This window comes from Halalkalibacter suaedae, assembly GCF_017939705.1.
Classification (GTDB): domain Bacteria; phylum Bacillota; class Bacilli; order Bacillales; family Bacillaceae_D; genus Halalkalibacter; species Halalkalibacter suaedae.
In genome coordinates this window covers 471466-488243 of record NZ_JAGKSQ010000002.1, presented here as the reverse complement: position 1 = coordinate 488243, position 16778 = coordinate 471466, and the positions used below count along the sequence as shown (strand labels likewise).

Annotated in this window: 16 protein-coding genes and 1 riboswitch; of the genes, 11 read left to right on the top strand and 5 right to left on the bottom strand. The window is 36.8% G+C overall.

All coding sequences use genetic code 11. The features are described 5' to 3' along the window. Positions 1-201: 201 nt before the first annotated feature. The 3 genes from J7W16_RS06510 (at position 202) to J7W16_RS06500 (ending at position 3120) form a co-directional block, all read left to right on the top strand. Positions 202-987, top strand: coding sequence for a formate/nitrite transporter family protein (locus J7W16_RS06510; protein ID WP_210596459.1), 786 nt, complete (start codon positions 202-204; stop codon positions 985-987). A gap of 188 nt (positions 988-1175) precedes the next feature. Beyond that, a complete protein-coding gene (locus J7W16_RS06505) occupies positions 1176-1550 on the top strand; it encodes a PH domain-containing protein (protein WP_210596458.1) in 375 nt (124 codons plus the stop codon). Positions 1551-1692: 142 nt separating this feature from the next. Next, a riboswitch (ZMP/ZTP riboswitch) is annotated at positions 1693-1773 on the top strand. A 150-nt stretch (positions 1774-1923) separates the two neighbouring features. Beyond that, the gene (locus J7W16_RS06500; RefSeq protein ID WP_210596457.1) at positions 1924-3120 is read left to right on the top strand and encodes a phosphoglycerate dehydrogenase; all 1197 of its coding nucleotides are present in this window, start codon (positions 1924-1926) and stop codon (positions 3118-3120) included. Positions 3121-3450: 330 nt separating this feature from the next. On the opposite strand, the gene J7W16_RS06495 is transcribed toward J7W16_RS06500, so the two are convergent. Further along, positions 3451-3606, bottom strand: a complete 156-nt coding sequence (locus tag J7W16_RS06495; RefSeq protein WP_210596456.1) for a hypothetical protein — start codon at positions 3604-3606, stop codon at positions 3451-3453. Positions 3607-3689: 83 nt separating this feature from the next. Next, on the bottom strand, positions 3690-4475 hold the full coding sequence (locus J7W16_RS06490) for an SDR family oxidoreductase (protein WP_210596455.1): 786 nt from the start codon (positions 4473-4475) through the stop codon (positions 3690-3692). 845 nt (positions 4476-5320) lie between these two features. Here J7W16_RS06490 and J7W16_RS06485 point away from each other — a divergent pair. The 4 genes from J7W16_RS06485 to J7W16_RS06470 all read left to right on the top strand — a co-directional run bounded on the left by J7W16_RS06485 (position 5321) and on the right by J7W16_RS06470 (position 8844). Further along, positions 5321-5827 (top strand): DUF421 domain-containing protein, encoded by a 507-nt coding sequence (locus tag J7W16_RS06485; RefSeq protein ID WP_210596454.1) that lies wholly within the window; start codon positions 5321-5323, stop codon positions 5825-5827. 76 nt (positions 5828-5903) lie between these two features. After that, on the top strand, positions 5904-6908 hold the full coding sequence (locus J7W16_RS06480) for an LLM class flavin-dependent oxidoreductase (RefSeq protein WP_210596453.1): 1005 nt from the start codon (positions 5904-5906) through the stop codon (positions 6906-6908). Positions 6909-7110: 202 nt separating this feature from the next. Beyond that, positions 7111-7965, top strand: a complete 855-nt coding sequence (locus J7W16_RS06475) for an HAD family hydrolase (protein WP_210596452.1) — start codon at positions 7111-7113, stop codon at positions 7963-7965. Between the two features lie 126 nt (positions 7966-8091). Further along, on the top strand, positions 8092-8844 hold the full coding sequence (locus J7W16_RS06470; protein ID WP_210596451.1) for a YdcF family protein: 753 nt from the start codon (positions 8092-8094) through the stop codon (positions 8842-8844). Positions 8845-8922: 78 nt separating this feature from the next. Here J7W16_RS06470 and guaC read toward each other — a convergent pair whose 3' ends face one another. Further along, positions 8923-9906 (bottom strand): GMP reductase, encoded by a 984-nt coding sequence (gene guaC / locus J7W16_RS06465; protein ID WP_210596450.1) that lies wholly within the window; start codon positions 9904-9906, stop codon positions 8923-8925. Positions 9907-10127: 221 nt separating this feature from the next. Here guaC and J7W16_RS06460 point away from each other — a divergent pair, with 221 nt between their 5' ends. The 3 genes from J7W16_RS06460 to J7W16_RS06450 all read left to right on the top strand — a co-directional run bounded on the left by J7W16_RS06460 (position 10128) and on the right by J7W16_RS06450 (position 12557). Beyond that, a complete protein-coding gene (locus tag J7W16_RS06460) occupies positions 10128-10355 on the top strand; it encodes a hypothetical protein (RefSeq protein ID WP_210596449.1) in 228 nt (75 codons plus the stop codon). A 121-nt stretch (positions 10356-10476) separates the two neighbouring features. After that, on the top strand, positions 10477-12006 hold the full coding sequence (locus J7W16_RS06455) for a multicopper oxidase family protein (protein WP_210596448.1): 1530 nt from the start codon (positions 10477-10479) through the stop codon (positions 12004-12006). A 170-nt stretch (positions 12007-12176) separates the two neighbouring features. Further along, on the top strand, positions 12177-12557 hold the full coding sequence (locus J7W16_RS06450) for a hypothetical protein (protein WP_210596447.1): 381 nt from the start codon (positions 12177-12179) through the stop codon (positions 12555-12557). Between the two features lie 35 nt (positions 12558-12592). On the opposite strand, the gene J7W16_RS06445 is transcribed toward J7W16_RS06450, so the two are convergent. Together J7W16_RS06445 and J7W16_RS06440 are read right to left on the bottom strand one after the other, a co-directional pair. Next, positions 12593-13573, bottom strand: a complete 981-nt coding sequence (locus J7W16_RS06445) for an electron transfer flavoprotein subunit alpha/FixB family protein (RefSeq protein ID WP_210596446.1) — start codon at positions 13571-13573, stop codon at positions 12593-12595. A gap of 39 nt (positions 13574-13612) precedes the next feature. Continuing rightward, positions 13613-14380 (bottom strand): electron transfer flavoprotein subunit beta/FixA family protein, encoded by a 768-nt coding sequence (locus tag J7W16_RS06440; RefSeq protein WP_210596445.1) that lies wholly within the window; start codon positions 14378-14380, stop codon positions 13613-13615. Between the two features lie 252 nt (positions 14381-14632). On the opposite strand from J7W16_RS06440, the gene J7W16_RS06435 reads away from it, so the two are divergent. After that, positions 14633-16777: a (Fe-S)-binding protein gene (locus tag J7W16_RS06435; protein WP_210596660.1), complete on the top strand. Its 2145-nt coding sequence runs from the start codon at positions 14633-14635 to the stop codon at positions 16775-16777. Position 16778: the final 1 nt, after the last annotated feature.

Here is a 16778-nt window from a genome sequence, read left to right as displayed (position 1 = left end):
CTACTTGAAAAATAAGAAACAATGAACGAACTTGTGATTATAATCACTGTCTTATAATAAAGAAAGAGGTATCCTAATGGTACCTTTTTTCTATTTCCCGAAATAGATTATGTGAATCTGGTTATACATATAGCCAAATGATTTAGAGCAGGATAGATAGGAAAGAGGGCTTCGAAGTAGAGAGAGAAGGGAGAGACACTCATGGAAATTAATGCACTGTTAAAGGTGGAGGAGCTTGCATTAAAAAAACAAAGAATCTACCGTGTTAGTCCGCTTATGTATTTAGCTAGAGCAATGTTAGCTAGCATGTTTATTGGGTTTGGCGTTATCGTTGCATTTAAAACAGGTAGTTTATTTTATTTAGAACATTCTCCGCTTACGTATCCTATTGCTGCACTAACGTTTGGAGCTGCGATTATCCTAATTGCTTACGGGGGAGGAGATTTGTTTACTGGTAATACATTCTATTATACATATACAGCACTTCGCAAAAAGATGAAATGGTTTGATGTTCTTAAACTTTGGCTAATGAGCTATATTGGGAACCTTCTTGGAGCAACTGTTTTTGCTCTCCTTATCCTTTTGACAGGTTTGTTCGCTGAACCGACCGTTAATGGATTTCTGTTAAGTGTTGCCGAGTATAAAATGAATGCCCCTCAATCAGAGTTGTTTTTCCGAGCCATTTTATGTAATTGGCTCGTATGTTTAGCATTTTTCATTCCTATGTCATTGCAAGGGGATGGTCCAAAAATATTTTCTATGATGCTTTTTGTTTTTTGTTTTTTTATCTCTGGATACGAACATAGTATCGCAAATATGTGCACATTTGCAATTGCATTAGTTGTTGACCACCCCGAAACGATTTCTTGGTCTGGGGTTGTACACAATCTTGTACCCGTGACGGCAGGTAATATCATTGGTGGTGGTGGGCTAATGGGTGTAATGTATTACTATGTTAATAAACCTTTTTTTGGAGAGGAAAAATAGCAAATACACATTATCTTTGTTGGATTTACTGTAGTTTTTGTTGAGTGTCTTCCATAATTAGGTTAATATGTTATAATTCAACTTAGCGTTATAAGATGAAAATATCTTACACTTAGTGATTGAATTTGATGTCTACTACCCAAAGAGTCAAAGCTAATAATGAATATATTAGAATGGGGGAATAAATAATGGGTTTCCTAGATGGAATGATGGGTAATGCTTCTGAGATTAAAATTGAGGATGTTAGAAAGGAATTTGAACATGTCTTAACGAATGGTGAAACTGTAGACAAGGCATACAAGCTCGTTCGCGATATGTTTATTTTTACGAATAAGCGATTGATCCTTCTAGATAAGCAGGGCTTAACAGGAAAGAAAATTGAGTTACACTCAATTCCATATCGTAATATTACTCACTTTAGTATTGAAACTGCTGGTAATTTTGATTTAGATGCCGAATTAAAGATTTGGATTTCTAGTAGCTCAGCACCTATCCAGAAGCAGTTTAATAAGAGTCTCAATATTTATGATGTTCAAAGTGTTTTAGCAGGATATGTTCTTTAGTAAAATTGATTGTGGGAACAATCGTTTATTTACATAAAAGTAGGGTTATTTCGCTTATCTGCTAAGATAACTGAATACACTATTTTTAATAAATATTACACTTGCTCATTGTTAGAAAATTTGATAAAATGAAATTAATTTAAAGGCTATATGTAACTGGCGAATGCGGATAACCGTGAGGGAGCATATAGTGTCGTTTTAGCCGTTCGCCTGGGCAGAGGTAAGGGGATTTTCTCCTTGCCTCTTTCTGTTTACTCGTATAGAAGTATGCTTATATTCTAGTAACCTGAAGTAGACGAATGAGAAATAATATGTTTATGATTTTAGTTATTCATTCTATAATAATAAAAAAAGAGTTAGGGGAGAGAATGAAATGAGTACAATTGCTTTAGATAATGTAAAAACGATTAAGACATTAAACAACATAGCGGAAAGTGGGTTAAATGTCTTTAAAGAAAATTATATTGTTGATAATGAAAGTGAGAATCCGGATGCCATTGTTGTCCGTAGTTTCAATATGCACTCAATCGAATTTAATGATCAATTAAAAGCGATAGCTAGAGCAGGTGCAGGTGTTAATAATATCCCTGTGGAAAAATGCACTGAGCAAGGAATTGTCGTATTTAATACACCTGGTGCGAATGCGAACGCAGTAAAGGAACTTGTATTAACTACTGTTATGGCTTCTTCACGTAATCTGTTTGCAGGGGTGGAGTGGGCAAAAACGTTAGAAGATCAAGGAGACCAGATTGGTAAGCTTGTTGAAGCAGGGAAGAAGCAATTTGTAGGGAAAGAGATAAAAGGAAAAACACTTGGTATTATTGGTCTAGGGGCAATTGGTGCTCTTGTTGCTAACGATGCTCTTCATTTAGGAATGGATGTTATCGGTTTTGATCCATTCATTTCTGTTGATACAGCCTGGAATCTATCTCGTAATGTTCAACGAGCGATGACTGTTGAAGAGTTATACGCAAACTGTGACTACATTACTGTTCACGTTCCATATACGAAAGATACAGCTGGAATGTTCAACGAATCAACATTTAACACGATGAAGCCTGGTGTTCATATTTTGAACTTCTCACGTGGGGAACTTGTCAATGAAATGGATATGGAAGCCGCACTTGAGAGTGGTCAAGTTGGTAAGTATATTACGGATTTCCCAAATGAAAATGTACTTAAAATGAAAAATGTTGTTCCAATTCCTCATTTAGGTGCTTCAACGAATGAGTCAGAAGAAAACTGTGCGATCATGGCGGCAAGACAAGTGAAGAACTTCCTTGAGACAGGAAATATCAAAAACTCAGTTAATTTCCCGAACACTTCTTTGCCATACACAGGTAAAAGACGTGTAGCTGCTTTCCATAAAAACGTACCGAATATGGTGGGGCAAATCACTTCTCTTATCTCAAGTTCTGCACTGAATATTGCTGACATGGTGAACAGAAGCCGTGGTGACTACGCATATACGATGATTGATATTGAAAACAATGTTAATGACGAAGTACTTGCAAATTTGCAGGATAACTTTAATAAGATTGACGGTATGATTACAACTCGTGTCATTTAATAAATAATCTCTTAAATCTCTTATAAGAAAAGGCATTATCCTCTTGGATAGTGTCTTTTAATATTTTTTCAATTGAATTGAAAAAAGACGCCCAAAAAGGACGTCTTTTTATGCGTGTTACGGCGAGAGACTGCAGAATCCACATTATGCATGCCTAGAAGGCGTGTCAATCTCGTCTTATGCAACTTAGCTCATCGCTAGTTTAGTATAACACATCTTGATTATAAAAGAAGCTGTTAAATTATGTTAGTTAAAAGTATGACTCGTTTACTTGATATAGAGAATGTAAAATAACATCACATATAGGGTTAGGAAGCAATTGATCTAACTCTATTTCTTATTTACTTGTCGACCACTCTTTTTTTGGCTCTGTGAACCTGTGTTACCAATTTGGTAATCTTCACCCATTTCAATATCGTTTCGATGATCTTGTTTCTCGATTTGCTCTCTCGTCTGGTCCTTCTTCTGCATACCTTGTTTTGACATTTGTTTGGCACCTCACTTTCTTAGTATTAATATGCTCAACTATCGAAGGACCATTCAGCTGGATTTGCAAGAATAGGTCGTAATTATATCTTTTTCTCCCAATACTCAGCTTCTTCTTTTTTCATTTGCTGTTCTGTTTCTTTTGGAAAAACCGTCCGGAATTGGTGAGAATCCTCTGGGATGATTTCGATCATTTTCGTAATCATTTTTTTAGGATCAAACTGGTTTTTAACGCTTTTGTCCGCTTCTTTCATTTCTTCCTTCGGTGTATAATGAATATCCTCGTTATACCAATTCCATTTAGCTTCAACTGCTCGGTCGTTAAATCCTGTCGCAAACGGACCCGGATTGATGGTGGCAACTTGGACACCAAATGGTTCCATCTCTTTTTGCATCGTTTTAGCAATAGCTTCAAGTGCGTGTTTTGATGCTGCATATAAACCACTGTAAGGGGATGCCATAATTCCAGCGATGGAGGACATAAATACTATTTTCCCATGTCCTTTCTTCATGAATAGACGAGCTGCAAGTTGAGCAGTTTCTAATGTGCTAAAAACATTTACTTCGAAAATCTCTCTGAAAATTGACATTGGAACTTCTCCAAGTGGCCCGCCTTCATTTACTGCTGCATTTGCTACAAAAATATCAAAATCATATTGTAGCATCCGAGCTCGTTCATCTTGATTTTTAATATCGATTTTGATTACTTCAAGTTCAACTTCCGCATTCTTGGCATCTTCTCTTAATGTAGTCACTTGTGAATGTAACTCGACTGCTGCAATAACCTTATAGCCTTTCTTTGCTAATCCGATTGCTGTTCCTTTACCGAGTCCTGTTGCTGCTCCTGTAATGAAAATGGTTTTAGTCATTTCAATCGCCTCCATTTACTTTTTCATCTTTATTCCCTGCAGTGAAAGTGGTAAACATAATAATTTAAATAGAATGCTTGAAGTGGAAAATTTTTATAATAATGGTAGATAGCTTAATTTATGTGAACATGTGACCATAATTTATTACTTATATTCTTACTTTTTTAAAATGTATTGTGCTGAAACAGCCAGAAAAGCTGCCTTAAAATATGAAGGTGGAACGATGGAAATACTGGAGTATGTAAGTACAAGAATAGAACTAACAAAAGAGAGAAGTTATGAGTTAGTTGATGCATACATGAAATAGAATAAGTGTTCTTTATCAAAGGTAACAGAGGCTGGGAAAAAAGTGATTTAACTAACTAAAAAAGCAAACGAAGGGGTATGGAGTAAGGAAACCGCTCCTGAAATATACTTCGCTTTCCGCGGGAAGCCGTTGAGCCGCCTCACGTTAGCCTGCGGGGACTCAACTTTGGCTTTTAGATGAGGCCACTGAAAAAGCCCCTTTGAGCAGATTCTAGGAAGCAGCAATGGCTCCACTCGTTGCACGCCTGCTATGAGAAACCCACTCATAGCAAGACTTAAGAGAATGCAACGGTTCCGCTCATTGCTTAAAGGCCACTAAAAAAGGTAAAAATTACACCTTTTTCAGTGGCCTCTTTTAGATCCCGCTGGAGTCTACGTATATTTAATCCGCTAAAGGATTATTTTGTTCGGGTTTTTAGTCAGGCACATTAATTATGTCCTAGCCTTTTTTGTTTGTAATATTTCCGCTGACTGTTTGTAATTAAGAATAGAAGGGAACAAAAAAGTAAGAAGGCGAGCATAAAAGAAAGGGTGTATTGATGCTTTTTAATGATTGGGAAACAATTGGGAGAACGTTATTAGTTGGAATACTAGCCTATCTTGGTTTAATCGTAGTGTTAAGGAGTTCTGGAAAGCGAACGCTGTCAAAAATGAACGCATTTGATTTAGTTGTCACCGTAGCACTAGGTTCGACGTTGGCAACCATTTTACTAAATAAGAATGTGGCACTTGCAGAAGGTATAACTGCTTTTGGTGTCTTAGTAGGAATGCAATATATGATTGCTTGGCTTTCGGTTCGATCGAGTAAAGTTAGTAGATTGGTGAAATCTACTCCTGAATTACTCTATTATAATGATCAATTTCTCAGAACAGTGATGAAGAAGAAAAGGGTATTAGAAGTTGAAATATTGCAAGCTGCCCGTTCAAATGGAATTGGTTCAATGTCCAGTGTTGATGCTGTCATTTTAGAAACCGACGGTAGAATTTCTATCATAAAAAAATCAGAATTTGATGAAAAATCTACATTAGAAAACGTAAAAAAATGACTAGGCATTAAATTTTTGTTCCTTGTCTTGAGCTGTTACTATAGTAAGGAAACTTGATCAAGAAAGGAACTTCCAAATGTCAAACATAAATATTCCAGTATCCGTCTTAAATCTTGCACCAATTCGTCAAGGTCAGGATGCAAAAGAGGCTGTTCAATCAATGGTTGATTTGGCCCAAGCTACTGAAGAAATGGGTTATACACGTTATTGGATTGCTGAGCATCATAACACGCCAACTCTTGTAAGTTCAGCTACTCCTATATTGATTAAACATACACTTGAACATACTGATCGCATTCGAGTTGGTTCAGGTGGTGTGATGTTGCCTAATCATTCTCCTCTTATAATTGCAGAGCAGTTCGGTACGATGGCAACAATCTATCCTAACCGTTTAGATCTAGGTCTTGGTCGTGCCCCAGGTACAGATATGAGAACAGCCAGTGCATTAAGACGTACTCAAAATGATTCTTCCGTCTATACGTTTCCAGATGATGTTCAGGCTCTGCTTACATACTTCGGTCCTGCTGAAGAACAAGGCTATGTAAAGGCACATCCTGGTGTTGGGACTAATATCCCGATATACATTCTGGGTTCATCAACAGATTCGGCTCATTTGGCCGCAAAACTTGGGCTACCATATGCATTTGCTTCTCATTTTGCACCTAGATATATGGAAGAGGCGATATCGATTTATCGGAGAGAATTTAAACCATCAGAATACTTGAAATCACCTTATATGATGGTATGTCTTAACGTCATTGCTGCTGAGAGTGATCAAGAAGCCGCATTTGAATCGACGACGATGCAACAGTTTTTCTTAAATGTTGTTCGAGGCACGCAAATACCGTTAAGTCCTCCAGTAGAGGATATGGACAGTATATGGAGTCAGCCTGAAAAAGAGATGGCCAAATCCATGTCTAGTGTTACATTACAAGGCAGTAAAGAAACGGTTAAAAAACAGTTAACAAGCTTCCAAGATAAGTATAAAGTTGATGAAATTATGGCAGTATCTTATATCTATGATCAAGAAAAACAAATTCGATCCTATCAATTATTTAAAGACGTAATTGATGGTGAGTAAATTGTGATACGAATCGGACTAGAGACATTTGAGAAATAATTCTCAAATGTCTCTTTTAGCAAGTAAAAGATCTAATTAAGTCGTTTTGAATTCGACCTTTATAATTACTATTTGCTTTGAGGTAAATCAAGTTGAGCTTGCATATAGCTATGTGTATACTTGATAAATGAACTTATTTACAAAAAAACGGGGGGATTTATTAGTGGGATTCACACCTAAAGCAATATTTTTAGACATGGATGGAACAATTTTAAACCATCTGAACAAAGTTACAATGGCTACAAAAGACATAATCGATAACTTAAGAAGCAAGGGTTTTTATGTGTTTGTAGCGACAGGTCGTTCTTATGATGAAATTGCTGGCGTTGTACCTGAAGGGTTCAAAGTGGATGGGTTTGTCACATCAAATGGAATGGCCGGTTACATAGAAGGAGACGTCGTTTTTGAACACTCCTTGTCAATTGAACTTGTCGAGAAAATTATTGAAAGAGCTAGAGAAAGCAAAGTATATTATGAGCTATTTCCTTATGGTGCACCGCGGGTGACTTTAAAACAAGATCAAGCTTATGTAGAAAACGAGATTCGTGAACCGAAGCCCGAAGGTGTTGGAATTAATGAATGGCTTTCAAGAAAACAAGCGATCAAAGAAGAAATATCCTGGGAGGAAACAATCGAAGGTAATCGTTTTTCTAAATTTTATTTCTTTTCTAGAACGAAAGAACATATTAACAATTGGAAAAATGAATTAGAGCAACTAAAGCATGAAATTGATTTTACGACGTCAATTTCCTCGGGGCATAATGTTGAGGTCATGGTTGCAAATGTAAATAAAGCTACCGGAATCAAGCAAATCCTAGACCAATTTAATTTAACCTCGGCTGAAGCAATGGCTATTGGCGACAGTCATAATGACCTTCCTATGCTAGACTTTGTTCAGTTTTCGGTTGCAATGAAAAATGCAGGGGAACAAATAAAAGAGGTAGTTGACGAAGTAACCGAATTTACTTGTGATGAAGATGGCGTCTATCATTATCTGAAATCTAAATTTAATCTGTAAATAAGAAGGCACGTTTCCTAGGTGGGAATCGTGCTTTTCAATGTTTATTCCATTTTAAGCAGGAGATTTATGAGGAATTGCGAACTAGAATAATGATCTGACTCAATAGAGAAGAGGCTAATATAAATGAATACTTATTTCTCGAATGTAAGGTTACGTTATTTATTTCTCGTTTCTAGTTTATTCGTTATTATATTGTTGTTTGGCAGAAGCTTTGGTGTGTTATTTATCACCGTTAATATTATCCTCATTCTTTCTCTGAAAATGTTAGCACATAAAAGAAAAAAGAGTCGAAAATTAAAAAGATTATTTCAAATTGTTTTAACAAGTTATTGTATTTTTATCATTTCGTTCGTGCTTGTAGAAACCATTATCATTTATCACGGTCATACTAGCAAAGAAATGACTACTTCAGACATAGATGTTGTTGTCATACTAGGAGCAGGACTTAATGGAGAGATTCCTTCTAAGACACTTGAAGACCGGTTGAACACTGGTTTACGTGTACTCCAACGTGATGAAAGCTTACCGGTCATTGTTTCTGGTGGTCAAGGTCCTGGAGAGACAATCACCGAGGCTGAGGCAATGGGGCGTTTTTTAGTTGAACACGGTATTGAAGCTAATCGTATTGAATATGAAAGACAATCAACATCGACAAACGAAAATATCCAATTTTCAAAAGATCTAATGACAGAATTAGAAATGGAGAACCCAACCGTTTTGATTGTCACAAGTGATTATCATATGTTAAGAGCCAAAATCATCTGCAAGCAAGTAGGTTTAACCTGCAATGGAGCAAGTGGAAATTCACCTTTTTTTATAAAAATGAATTATGTTATAAGAGAATATTTTGGTCTTATAAAAACATTGATATTCTAGAATTTTTTCTTCTTTAATAAAAAAAGATTGCCTAACCAAAGCTAATGGCTTTGGTTAGGCAATCGTCGTTTTGGATACTTAGTAGGTTTTATCACCATTAAAAATTGAATTTTTCACGACAACATAATCTACATTTCGAATAGATAGTAATTTTGTTCCACCAGCATAGGAAATTGAAGACTGTAGATCTTGTTCCATTTCTGTTAAGGTGTCTTTTAATGCACCTTTATGTTCAACAATCATCTTTTTACCTTCAACATTTTTCTTTTCGCCCTTTTGGAATTCAGAAGCTGAACCGAAATATTCCTTGTATAGCTTACCGTCCTTTTCAATGGTTTCACCTGGAGATTCCTCATGACCGGCAAATAATGATCCGATCATTACCATTGAGGCACCGAAACGAATGGACTTAGCAATGTCACCATGTGTACGAATACCGCCATCGGCAATGATCGGCTTACTTGCAGCCTTTGCACACCATCTTAGAGCAGCTAATTGCCATCCGCCTGTTCCAAAGCCTGTTTTAATTTTAGTAATACACACTTTCCCTGGCCCAATTCCGACCTTTGTAGCATCAGCACCAGCGTGTTCTAATTCTCTTACAGCTTCTGGTGTCCCCACATTTCCAGCGATTACGAAGCTTTCAGGTAGATGCTTCTTAATATGCTTGATCATTTCGATAACTGCATTTGAATGTCCATGTGCAATGTCGATTGTAATAAAGTCAGGAGAAAGGTTTTCCTCCGCCAACTCCTTAATAAAGCTATACTCTTCTTCTTTGACTCCTACGCTAATAGATGCAATTAATTGACGAGACTTCATTTCTTTAATAAAGTTGCGACGTTTTTCAGGTTCAAATCGATGCATAATATAGAAGTAGCCATTTTCAGCTAAATAGATTGAAATTTTTTCATCTATAATTGTCTGCATATTTGCAGGTACGACTGGTAATTTAAATGTATGTCCTCCTAAAGTAATTGAAGTATCACACTCTGAACGACTATTTACAATACATTTTGAAGGAATTAATTGAATATCTTCGTAATCAAACACATTATCCATGAAATACACCCCTAAATACGAATATTAAAGTTAAGTTATTAGTGAAACGTTCGACCATTTGCTAATTTACCTCATTTTTGATTGAATGTCAAAGACTTTTATCTACATAGGTATTTTTTTCTTAATATAATTCAGGAGTTGCCTCTTAGTTTCAAACAGGAGAATAACCTTTGAAAATTGGTTCATTCTATTACTAATCAGTTTATTTGGGAGGGTATAACATGCAGTCGTATGAATTGACAGATATGATTATTGATGATGATTTCTATGGTGAAGAAACAGTTACTGCGACAATCACTCATGAAGACAAAAACTATAGTGTGACGTTTAAGAAGAATGATTTAGAAATTATTAATTCATGGGTTTTCGAAGAAGAAACATCCTTGCCAGCCAATTTAACAGATGAGTTAATTGAAGCAGTAAGAAACGAAGTAAGAGGAAGGATCTAGTCTTAGACTAGGTCTTTTTTGTTGATCTTTAGCTGATTAATAATCCTTAGGACAGATGCCGTTCCGATTTCTACACATTTGCCATCTACTGAAGTAATCATAAAACAGTAGAGGTGTTTATATGAGTCCAAAACTAGAGAAATTTGTAGACTATTTACCTATAATGGAAGCAATACGTCCTTCAAAAACAAAGGATAAGCGTCATTATTACGAGATCAAAATGGAGGAGTTCTCACAAAAAATGCATAGAGATTTACCTCCAACCCGAGTTTGGGGATATAACCGTCAAGTCCCGGGTCCTACAATTGAAGTAAATCAAGGTGAACCAATTGAAATTAAGTGGGATAATCAACTTCCTTCAAGGCATATATTGCCAGTCGATCGGTCCATTCATGATTCCGATCTGCCAGAGGTACGAACAGTCACACATTTGCATGGGGGGGAAACTCCATGGCCAAGTGATGGTTATCCTGAGGCATGGTTTACTAAGGATTACAAAGAGGTTGGTCCTTTTTTTCAGAAAGAAATATATGAATATCCCAATAAACAACGAGCGACGATGCTATGGTACCATGATCATGCGATGGGAATGACGAGGCTTAATAATTATGCAGGTTTAGCAGGTGCTTATATTATTCGGGATAAGCATGAAAAGTCTTTACATTTGCCATCTGGTTCGTATGAGATCCCATTAATTATCCAAGATCGTTCATTTAACGAAGATGGGTCATTGAATTATCCAACTCAGCCTAATGATGCATCGGAAGAGCTTCCAAATCCTTCAATTGTACCAGCATTTACAGGAGATACTATTTTAGTAAATGGTAAAGTATGGCCATATGTAGAGGTAGAGCCTAGGAAATATCGTTTTCGCATATTAAATGCATCAAACACAAGAAGTTATAGTTTGTATCTTAGTTCGAATCAACCAATCTATCAGATAGGGTCTGATGGTGGACTGCTGCAAAAACCAGTTGAAATGCAGGTTATCTCAATGCAACCATCTGAACGAGTTGATGTTATTATAGATTTTGAGAGATATAAGGGACAGGAATTGATTTTAAAAAATGATCTTGGAGAAAATGCCAGCCCAGAGGATGAAACAGATGATGTAATGCAAATAAAGGTAAGTGATTCCCTTTCTGCACCAGATAAAAGCATCATCCCGAAACGATTATCTCATATACCATCTTTAAAAGGGAATGAGATAGTGGCAATGAGAAATTTAAAGTTAGTTGGTTCATCTGACAAATATGGCAGACCATTACTCTTACTAAATAACAAAAGATGGCATGAAGCTGTTACAGAGAAACCTAAAGTAGGAACAACGGAAATATGGTCATTTATTAATACAACAGGATTTACGCATCCGATGCATATTCACTTAATCCAATTTCAAGTATTAGAGCGACAACCCTTTGATTTGGAGAAATACAATCATGACGGATCAATTATTTACACAGGACCACCGCAATCACCTGAACCAAATGAACGTGGCTGGAAAGATACTATAGCCTCTCCTTCTGGCTTTATTACACGTGTAATTGGCAAATATGGACCTTATTCTGGTAATTATGTTTGGCATTGTCATATATTAGAACATGAAGATTATGATATGATGCGACCACTTAAAGTAATTGATCCAGAATAATTAGATTGTTTAACCTAGAGGGTGTCCTTATAAGTGAGCACCCCTCTATATACTCTTAACTGTATGGCAACAAAGAGCCTTTTTCCTCCAAAGAAAAAGGTTTTTTGTTTTGGATAAATTCTTTAATACTAATAGAAACTAGTTTTATTAAACCGTTTAGGAGTTGTGTCATGAAGAAAAATATTGTTGATTTGATTAGCCCTGAAATGGAGAGTGAAATAAATCTAGCTCTAAAAGAAATGACGTTTTCTAAAAATTTTCGTTCCGCAACTGCAGAAGAATGGTTTATTTTTTTAGCTGATTACCAGGACCCTAAAACGCAAGGGGCAGCAGGGAAAGTCATTATTCATTATGATCTTCAAGGTAATAAAGATATATTTATTAACACGACGATCATATTTGACGATCCCAAACTTTTTCAACCAAGATTAGATTCTCTTATTTACGCCATCTGTGATGAGCTAGTCAACCGTTTAGTTGGCTATGCGAATACTTTACTGTCTGTTCATGCTGGAGATAATTCGTACCAGGCAGAGTATGTTAGATCTTAGTTTTCATATCAGGGAATAGGCTTGGTTTAGTCGTTCTATGATTTTGCGAGAACTTGCTTGAATTCTTCTGTAAGCATCGGAACAACCGTGAAGAGATCACCAACTATTCCAAAATCAGCAATTTTAAAGATGGGAGCGTCACGGTCTTTGTTAATAGCGATAATGACTTTCGATTGACTCATGCCAGCCACATGCTGAATCGCTCCACTTATGCCACAAGCAATATAAATTTCTGGTGTGACCACTTTTCCTGTTTGACCAATTTGCAAAGAGTAATCACAGTAGTCCGCATCACAAGCTCCCCTTGAGGCACCTACAGCTCCTCCAAGTAAATCTGCTAATTCTTGAAGAGGCTTAAAGCCTTCTTGACTCTTCACACCACGCCCACCGGCAACGACAATCTTCGCTTCTGATAAGTCTACTTTCCCTGAGGTGTTACGAACCACCTGTTGAATAGTAGCCCTTAGGGAAATGGGGTTGCTATATTCTACCTTTTCAATTGCTATGCTGCCATTTTTGATTTCTATGGTGTCAATATTATTTGGCCTAATGGTTAATACCCAGGGAGTAGAACAGAATTTCTTTGTTTCAAATGCCTTTCCTGCATAGATAGGTCGGGTGAATAAGACTTCGTTTTCTAATGTCTCTATTTTTATGACATCAGATATTTGGCCTGCATCATGACTTGCTGAAATAATTGGAGCTAAATCTCTCCCAATCGCGGTATGTCCTAATACAATGCCTTCAGGACTAGATAACTCAACTAATTGATTCACACCTGCTACGTAGGATTCTGGATTATATTGTTCTAAATCAGGATGATCCATCACATAGATCTTCTCTATACTCTCATCTGAAATGCTGTTCGCTAATTCTGTAATTTGATATCCTAAAATAGCGATATGAATGTTATCACCTTTTTTAGTACATAGTTTAGCAGCCTGAATCGCTTCATACGAAACTTGACGAAGCTTCCCGTCACTATGCTCAGCAATGACTAAGATTGTTTTACTCATAGGAAGACCTCCTTGAAATTAGTAAGTAGTTTACAACTGCTATAATACTTTTAGATCATTTTGAAGCTTATCAACTAAATCACTCACCTGTTCTTGGAACTCACCTTGTAAGATCTCGCCTTGTTTTTTTTCGGGAGGAAGATGAAGGGAAACGCGATTTGTCTTTTCGACTAGATCAGCCTCGCTAATAGATAAATCATCAAGGCTTAGCCGGATAAGTGGTTTTTTCTTAGCTTTCATTATGCCCGGTAAGCTAGGATACCTGGGTTCATTTAAGCCTTGCTGGGCTGTAAAGAGAGCAGGTAATTTAACTTCAATTTCTTCTAGATCACCCTCGGCATCTCTACAAACATTAGCAATTCCATCATTCAGTACTAATTTCGTAATCGATGAGACATGGGGGATATCTAGTAATTGAGCAAGACGAATAGCTGTTTGGCCTGCACCATTATCTACGGAAAAATACCCTCCAAGAATCAAATCATACGTTCGACTATTTAAATATGCAGCTAGCACCTTTGAAATAGAAGTCTCGTCTGAACCGATTTTTTCATCAGAAATTAGAACTGCCTCATCCGCTCCCATAGCAAGAGCGGTTCTTAATGCTTCAGTTGTTCGTTCTGGACCTACGGATAGAATAATTACCTTTCCGCTAGAAATCTCTTTTTTTTGAATAGCTTCTTCAATTGCATATTCATCATATGGGTTAATCACAAATTGAACGCTATCCTCGGATATACTTCCATTTTCAATGATTATCTTTTCTTCAGTATCAAAGGTTTGTTTTATAACAACATAAATATCCATAATTCATTCTCCTTTCATGTTTCGAGTTCTTGAACAATCATTTACGTGCATATCATTATTGAAAACCCTTTCAAAAAATGATTCTCAGTTACATAATCAATTTATGTCACAATTTTCGTTCCATTCATATTAAATTTTTTGGAAAATGAAAACGAATATCTTCCTTCTTTTGGAAATATACGTATTGTGATCGATCCACAAGGTGGTGAAAAGGAGAATGAAAGATTATCAATTAAGAAAGGGTTGAACGCTATGGTTTGGCAATGGCTCCAGTTTAGTGGTTTTCTTATTGTAAGCGCTTACGCGTTGTATTTGTTTTTTAAGGCTGTTTATCATCGTTATTTATATATTAAGCTCGGGCAAAAAGAAAAGATTGAACATGATTTGTATGGACGTTTTGCTACATTCGTTAATGAAATACTAGGACAGAAGAAGCTATTAAAAGATCGCAAAAGTGGAATAATGCATGTCATTATTTTTTACGGATTCATTATTCTTCAATTAGGTGCCTTGGATATTATTGTGAAGGGGCTTGGCGTAAAAGCTCTACCTATTCCTGCCTATCAAGTATTCAGTCTATCGCAGGAAATAACTGTCTTTCTCATATTTTTAGCAGTAGGATATGCAGCTCATAGACGTTATAACGAGAAATTATCCCGTCTAAAGCGTGGAAAAAAACCTAGTATTGTCATCTTTTTAATTTTTTCATTAATGATCAGTGTTTTGTTAACATTAGCGTTTGAACGAGTCATTCATGGTGGAGGGGTTTCGTGGTATGCTCCAATATCGTCATTAATTGCTGCCCCTTTTAGCGAACTAGGAACAACATCGGCTAACATCCTCTTTTATCTATTTTGGTGGTTACATCTACTAATCTTACTAGTTTTTCTTGTCTACGTACCTCAGTCAAAGCATTTTCATTTAATTACTGCACCAATTAATCTTTTATTAAGAAAAACAGATCATCTTGGAAAATTAAAAAAATTAGATTTAGAAGATGAAGAAGCAGAGACATTCGGTGTTGGAAAAATTGAAGATTTTACCCGCCAGCAAATGGTCGATTTCTATGCCTGTGTTGAATGTGGTCGATGTACGAATGTTTGTCCCGCATCGAATACTGGGAAAATTCTCTCGCCAATGCATTTAATTGTCAAGCTCAGAGATCATTTGACAGAAAAAGGCGCAGCGATTACATCGAAATCAGCCTGGGTACCTGCGTTTGCCTTTCAATCGACTACAACAACACATCGAATGGAGAGGGTAGAGACTGAAATAAGTGATTGGTCTCAAGCAGCGTTAACGATCGAACCAACAATGTCACTTCAAGAAAGGATGTGGAAGAAGACAGCTACTGATCCGAAAGAGCTGTCGTTAATCGAGGATGTTATTACGGAAGAAGAGATTTGGGCTTGTACGACTTGCAGAAATTGCGAGGATCAATGTCCAGTTGGCAATGAGCATGTTGATAAAATAATAGATTTACGTCGTCACTTACTACTTATGGAGGGACGTGTGCCTTTTGAAGGACAGCGTGCCATTCAGAATATTGAAAGACAAAGTAATCCATGGGGGATCAATCGCAGAGAGCGAGAAAAATGGGTTGAGACGATTGATGGCGTACTCGTTCCAACTGTTAAGGAAAATCCTCAATTTGATATTTTATATTTCGTTGGTTCAATGGGGTCTTTTGATAATCGCAGTTTACAGGTGTCTAAATCATTCGCACGTTTACTGAACGAGGCCTCAGTCAATTATGCGATCTTAGGAAATGAAGAAAAAAATTCCGGAGACACACCTAGAAGAATGGGTAATGAAATGCTATTTCAACAACTCTGTCTTGAAAATATCGCAACATTGAAAAAGTACAATGTGAAAAAAATCGTGACAGCCTGTCCTCATACGTATAACACATTTAAGAATGAGTATCCTGATTTCGGGTTAGAAGGAGTTGAGGTTATTCACCATACCGAATTTCTTGATTCGCTTTTAAAAGAAGGACGCTTAATTCCTAAATATGAAGTGAAGGAACGAATTACGTATCACGATTCTTGTTACCTAGGACGCTACAACAATATATATGAGCAGCCTCGTGATGTTCTCCGGTCGATTGCAGGAGTCGAATTAGTAGAAATGGATCGAAACCGTGAGAATGGTATGTGCTGCGGTGCAGGTGGTGGCATGATGTGGATGGAGGAAACAGCGGGCAAAAGAGTGAACGTTGCAAGGACAGAGCAAGCTCTCCAAGTAAAACCTACAGTCATTAGCAGTGCTTGTCCGTTCTGTTTAACAATGCTTGAAGACGGGACGAAAGCAAAAGAAGTGGAAGTGAAGGCAAAAGATATTGCTGAAATACTAGAACGAGCAGTATTTGGTCCTGAAAATGAATTTCTAAATTGAG

Coding starts and splice junctions, on each gene's coding strand:
- J7W16_RS06480 (WP_210596453.1), top strand. CDS start 5,904: ATGTCAAACATAAATATTCCAGTATCCGTCTTAAATCTTGCACCAATT.
- J7W16_RS06510 (WP_210596459.1), top strand. CDS start 202: ATGGAAATTAATGCACTGTTAAAGGTGGAGGAGCTTGCATTAAAAAAA.
- J7W16_RS06450 (WP_210596447.1), top strand. CDS start 12,177: ATGAAGAAAAATATTGTTGATTTGATTAGCCCTGAAATGGAGAGTGAA.
- J7W16_RS06470 (WP_210596451.1), top strand. CDS start 8,092: ATGAATACTTATTTCTCGAATGTAAGGTTACGTTATTTATTTCTCGTT.
- guaC (WP_210596450.1), bottom strand. CDS start 9,906: ATGGATAATGTGTTTGATTACGAAGATATTCAATTAATTCCTTCAAAA.
- J7W16_RS06440 (WP_210596445.1), bottom strand. CDS start 14,380: ATGGATATTTATGTTGTTATAAAACAAACCTTTGATACTGAAGAAAAG.
- J7W16_RS06490 (WP_210596455.1), bottom strand. CDS start 4,475: ATGACTAAAACCATTTTCATTACAGGAGCAGCAACAGGACTCGGTAAA.
- J7W16_RS06485 (WP_210596454.1), top strand. CDS start 5,321: ATGCTTTTTAATGATTGGGAAACAATTGGGAGAACGTTATTAGTTGGA.
- J7W16_RS06455 (WP_210596448.1), top strand. CDS start 10,477: ATGAGTCCAAAACTAGAGAAATTTGTAGACTATTTACCTATAATGGAA.
- J7W16_RS06500 (WP_210596457.1), top strand. CDS start 1,924: ATGAGTACAATTGCTTTAGATAATGTAAAAACGATTAAGACATTAAAC.
- J7W16_RS06505 (WP_210596458.1), top strand. CDS start 1,176: ATGGGTTTCCTAGATGGAATGATGGGTAATGCTTCTGAGATTAAAATT.
- J7W16_RS06435 (WP_210596660.1), top strand. CDS start 14,633: ATGGTTTGGCAATGGCTCCAGTTTAGTGGTTTTCTTATTGTAAGCGCT.
- J7W16_RS06495 (WP_210596456.1), bottom strand. CDS start 3,606: ATGTCAAAACAAGGTATGCAGAAGAAGGACCAGACGAGAGAGCAAATC.
- J7W16_RS06460 (WP_210596449.1), top strand. CDS start 10,128: ATGCAGTCGTATGAATTGACAGATATGATTATTGATGATGATTTCTAT.
- J7W16_RS06445 (WP_210596446.1), bottom strand. CDS start 13,573: ATGAGTAAAACAATCTTAGTCATTGCTGAGCATAGTGACGGGAAGCTT.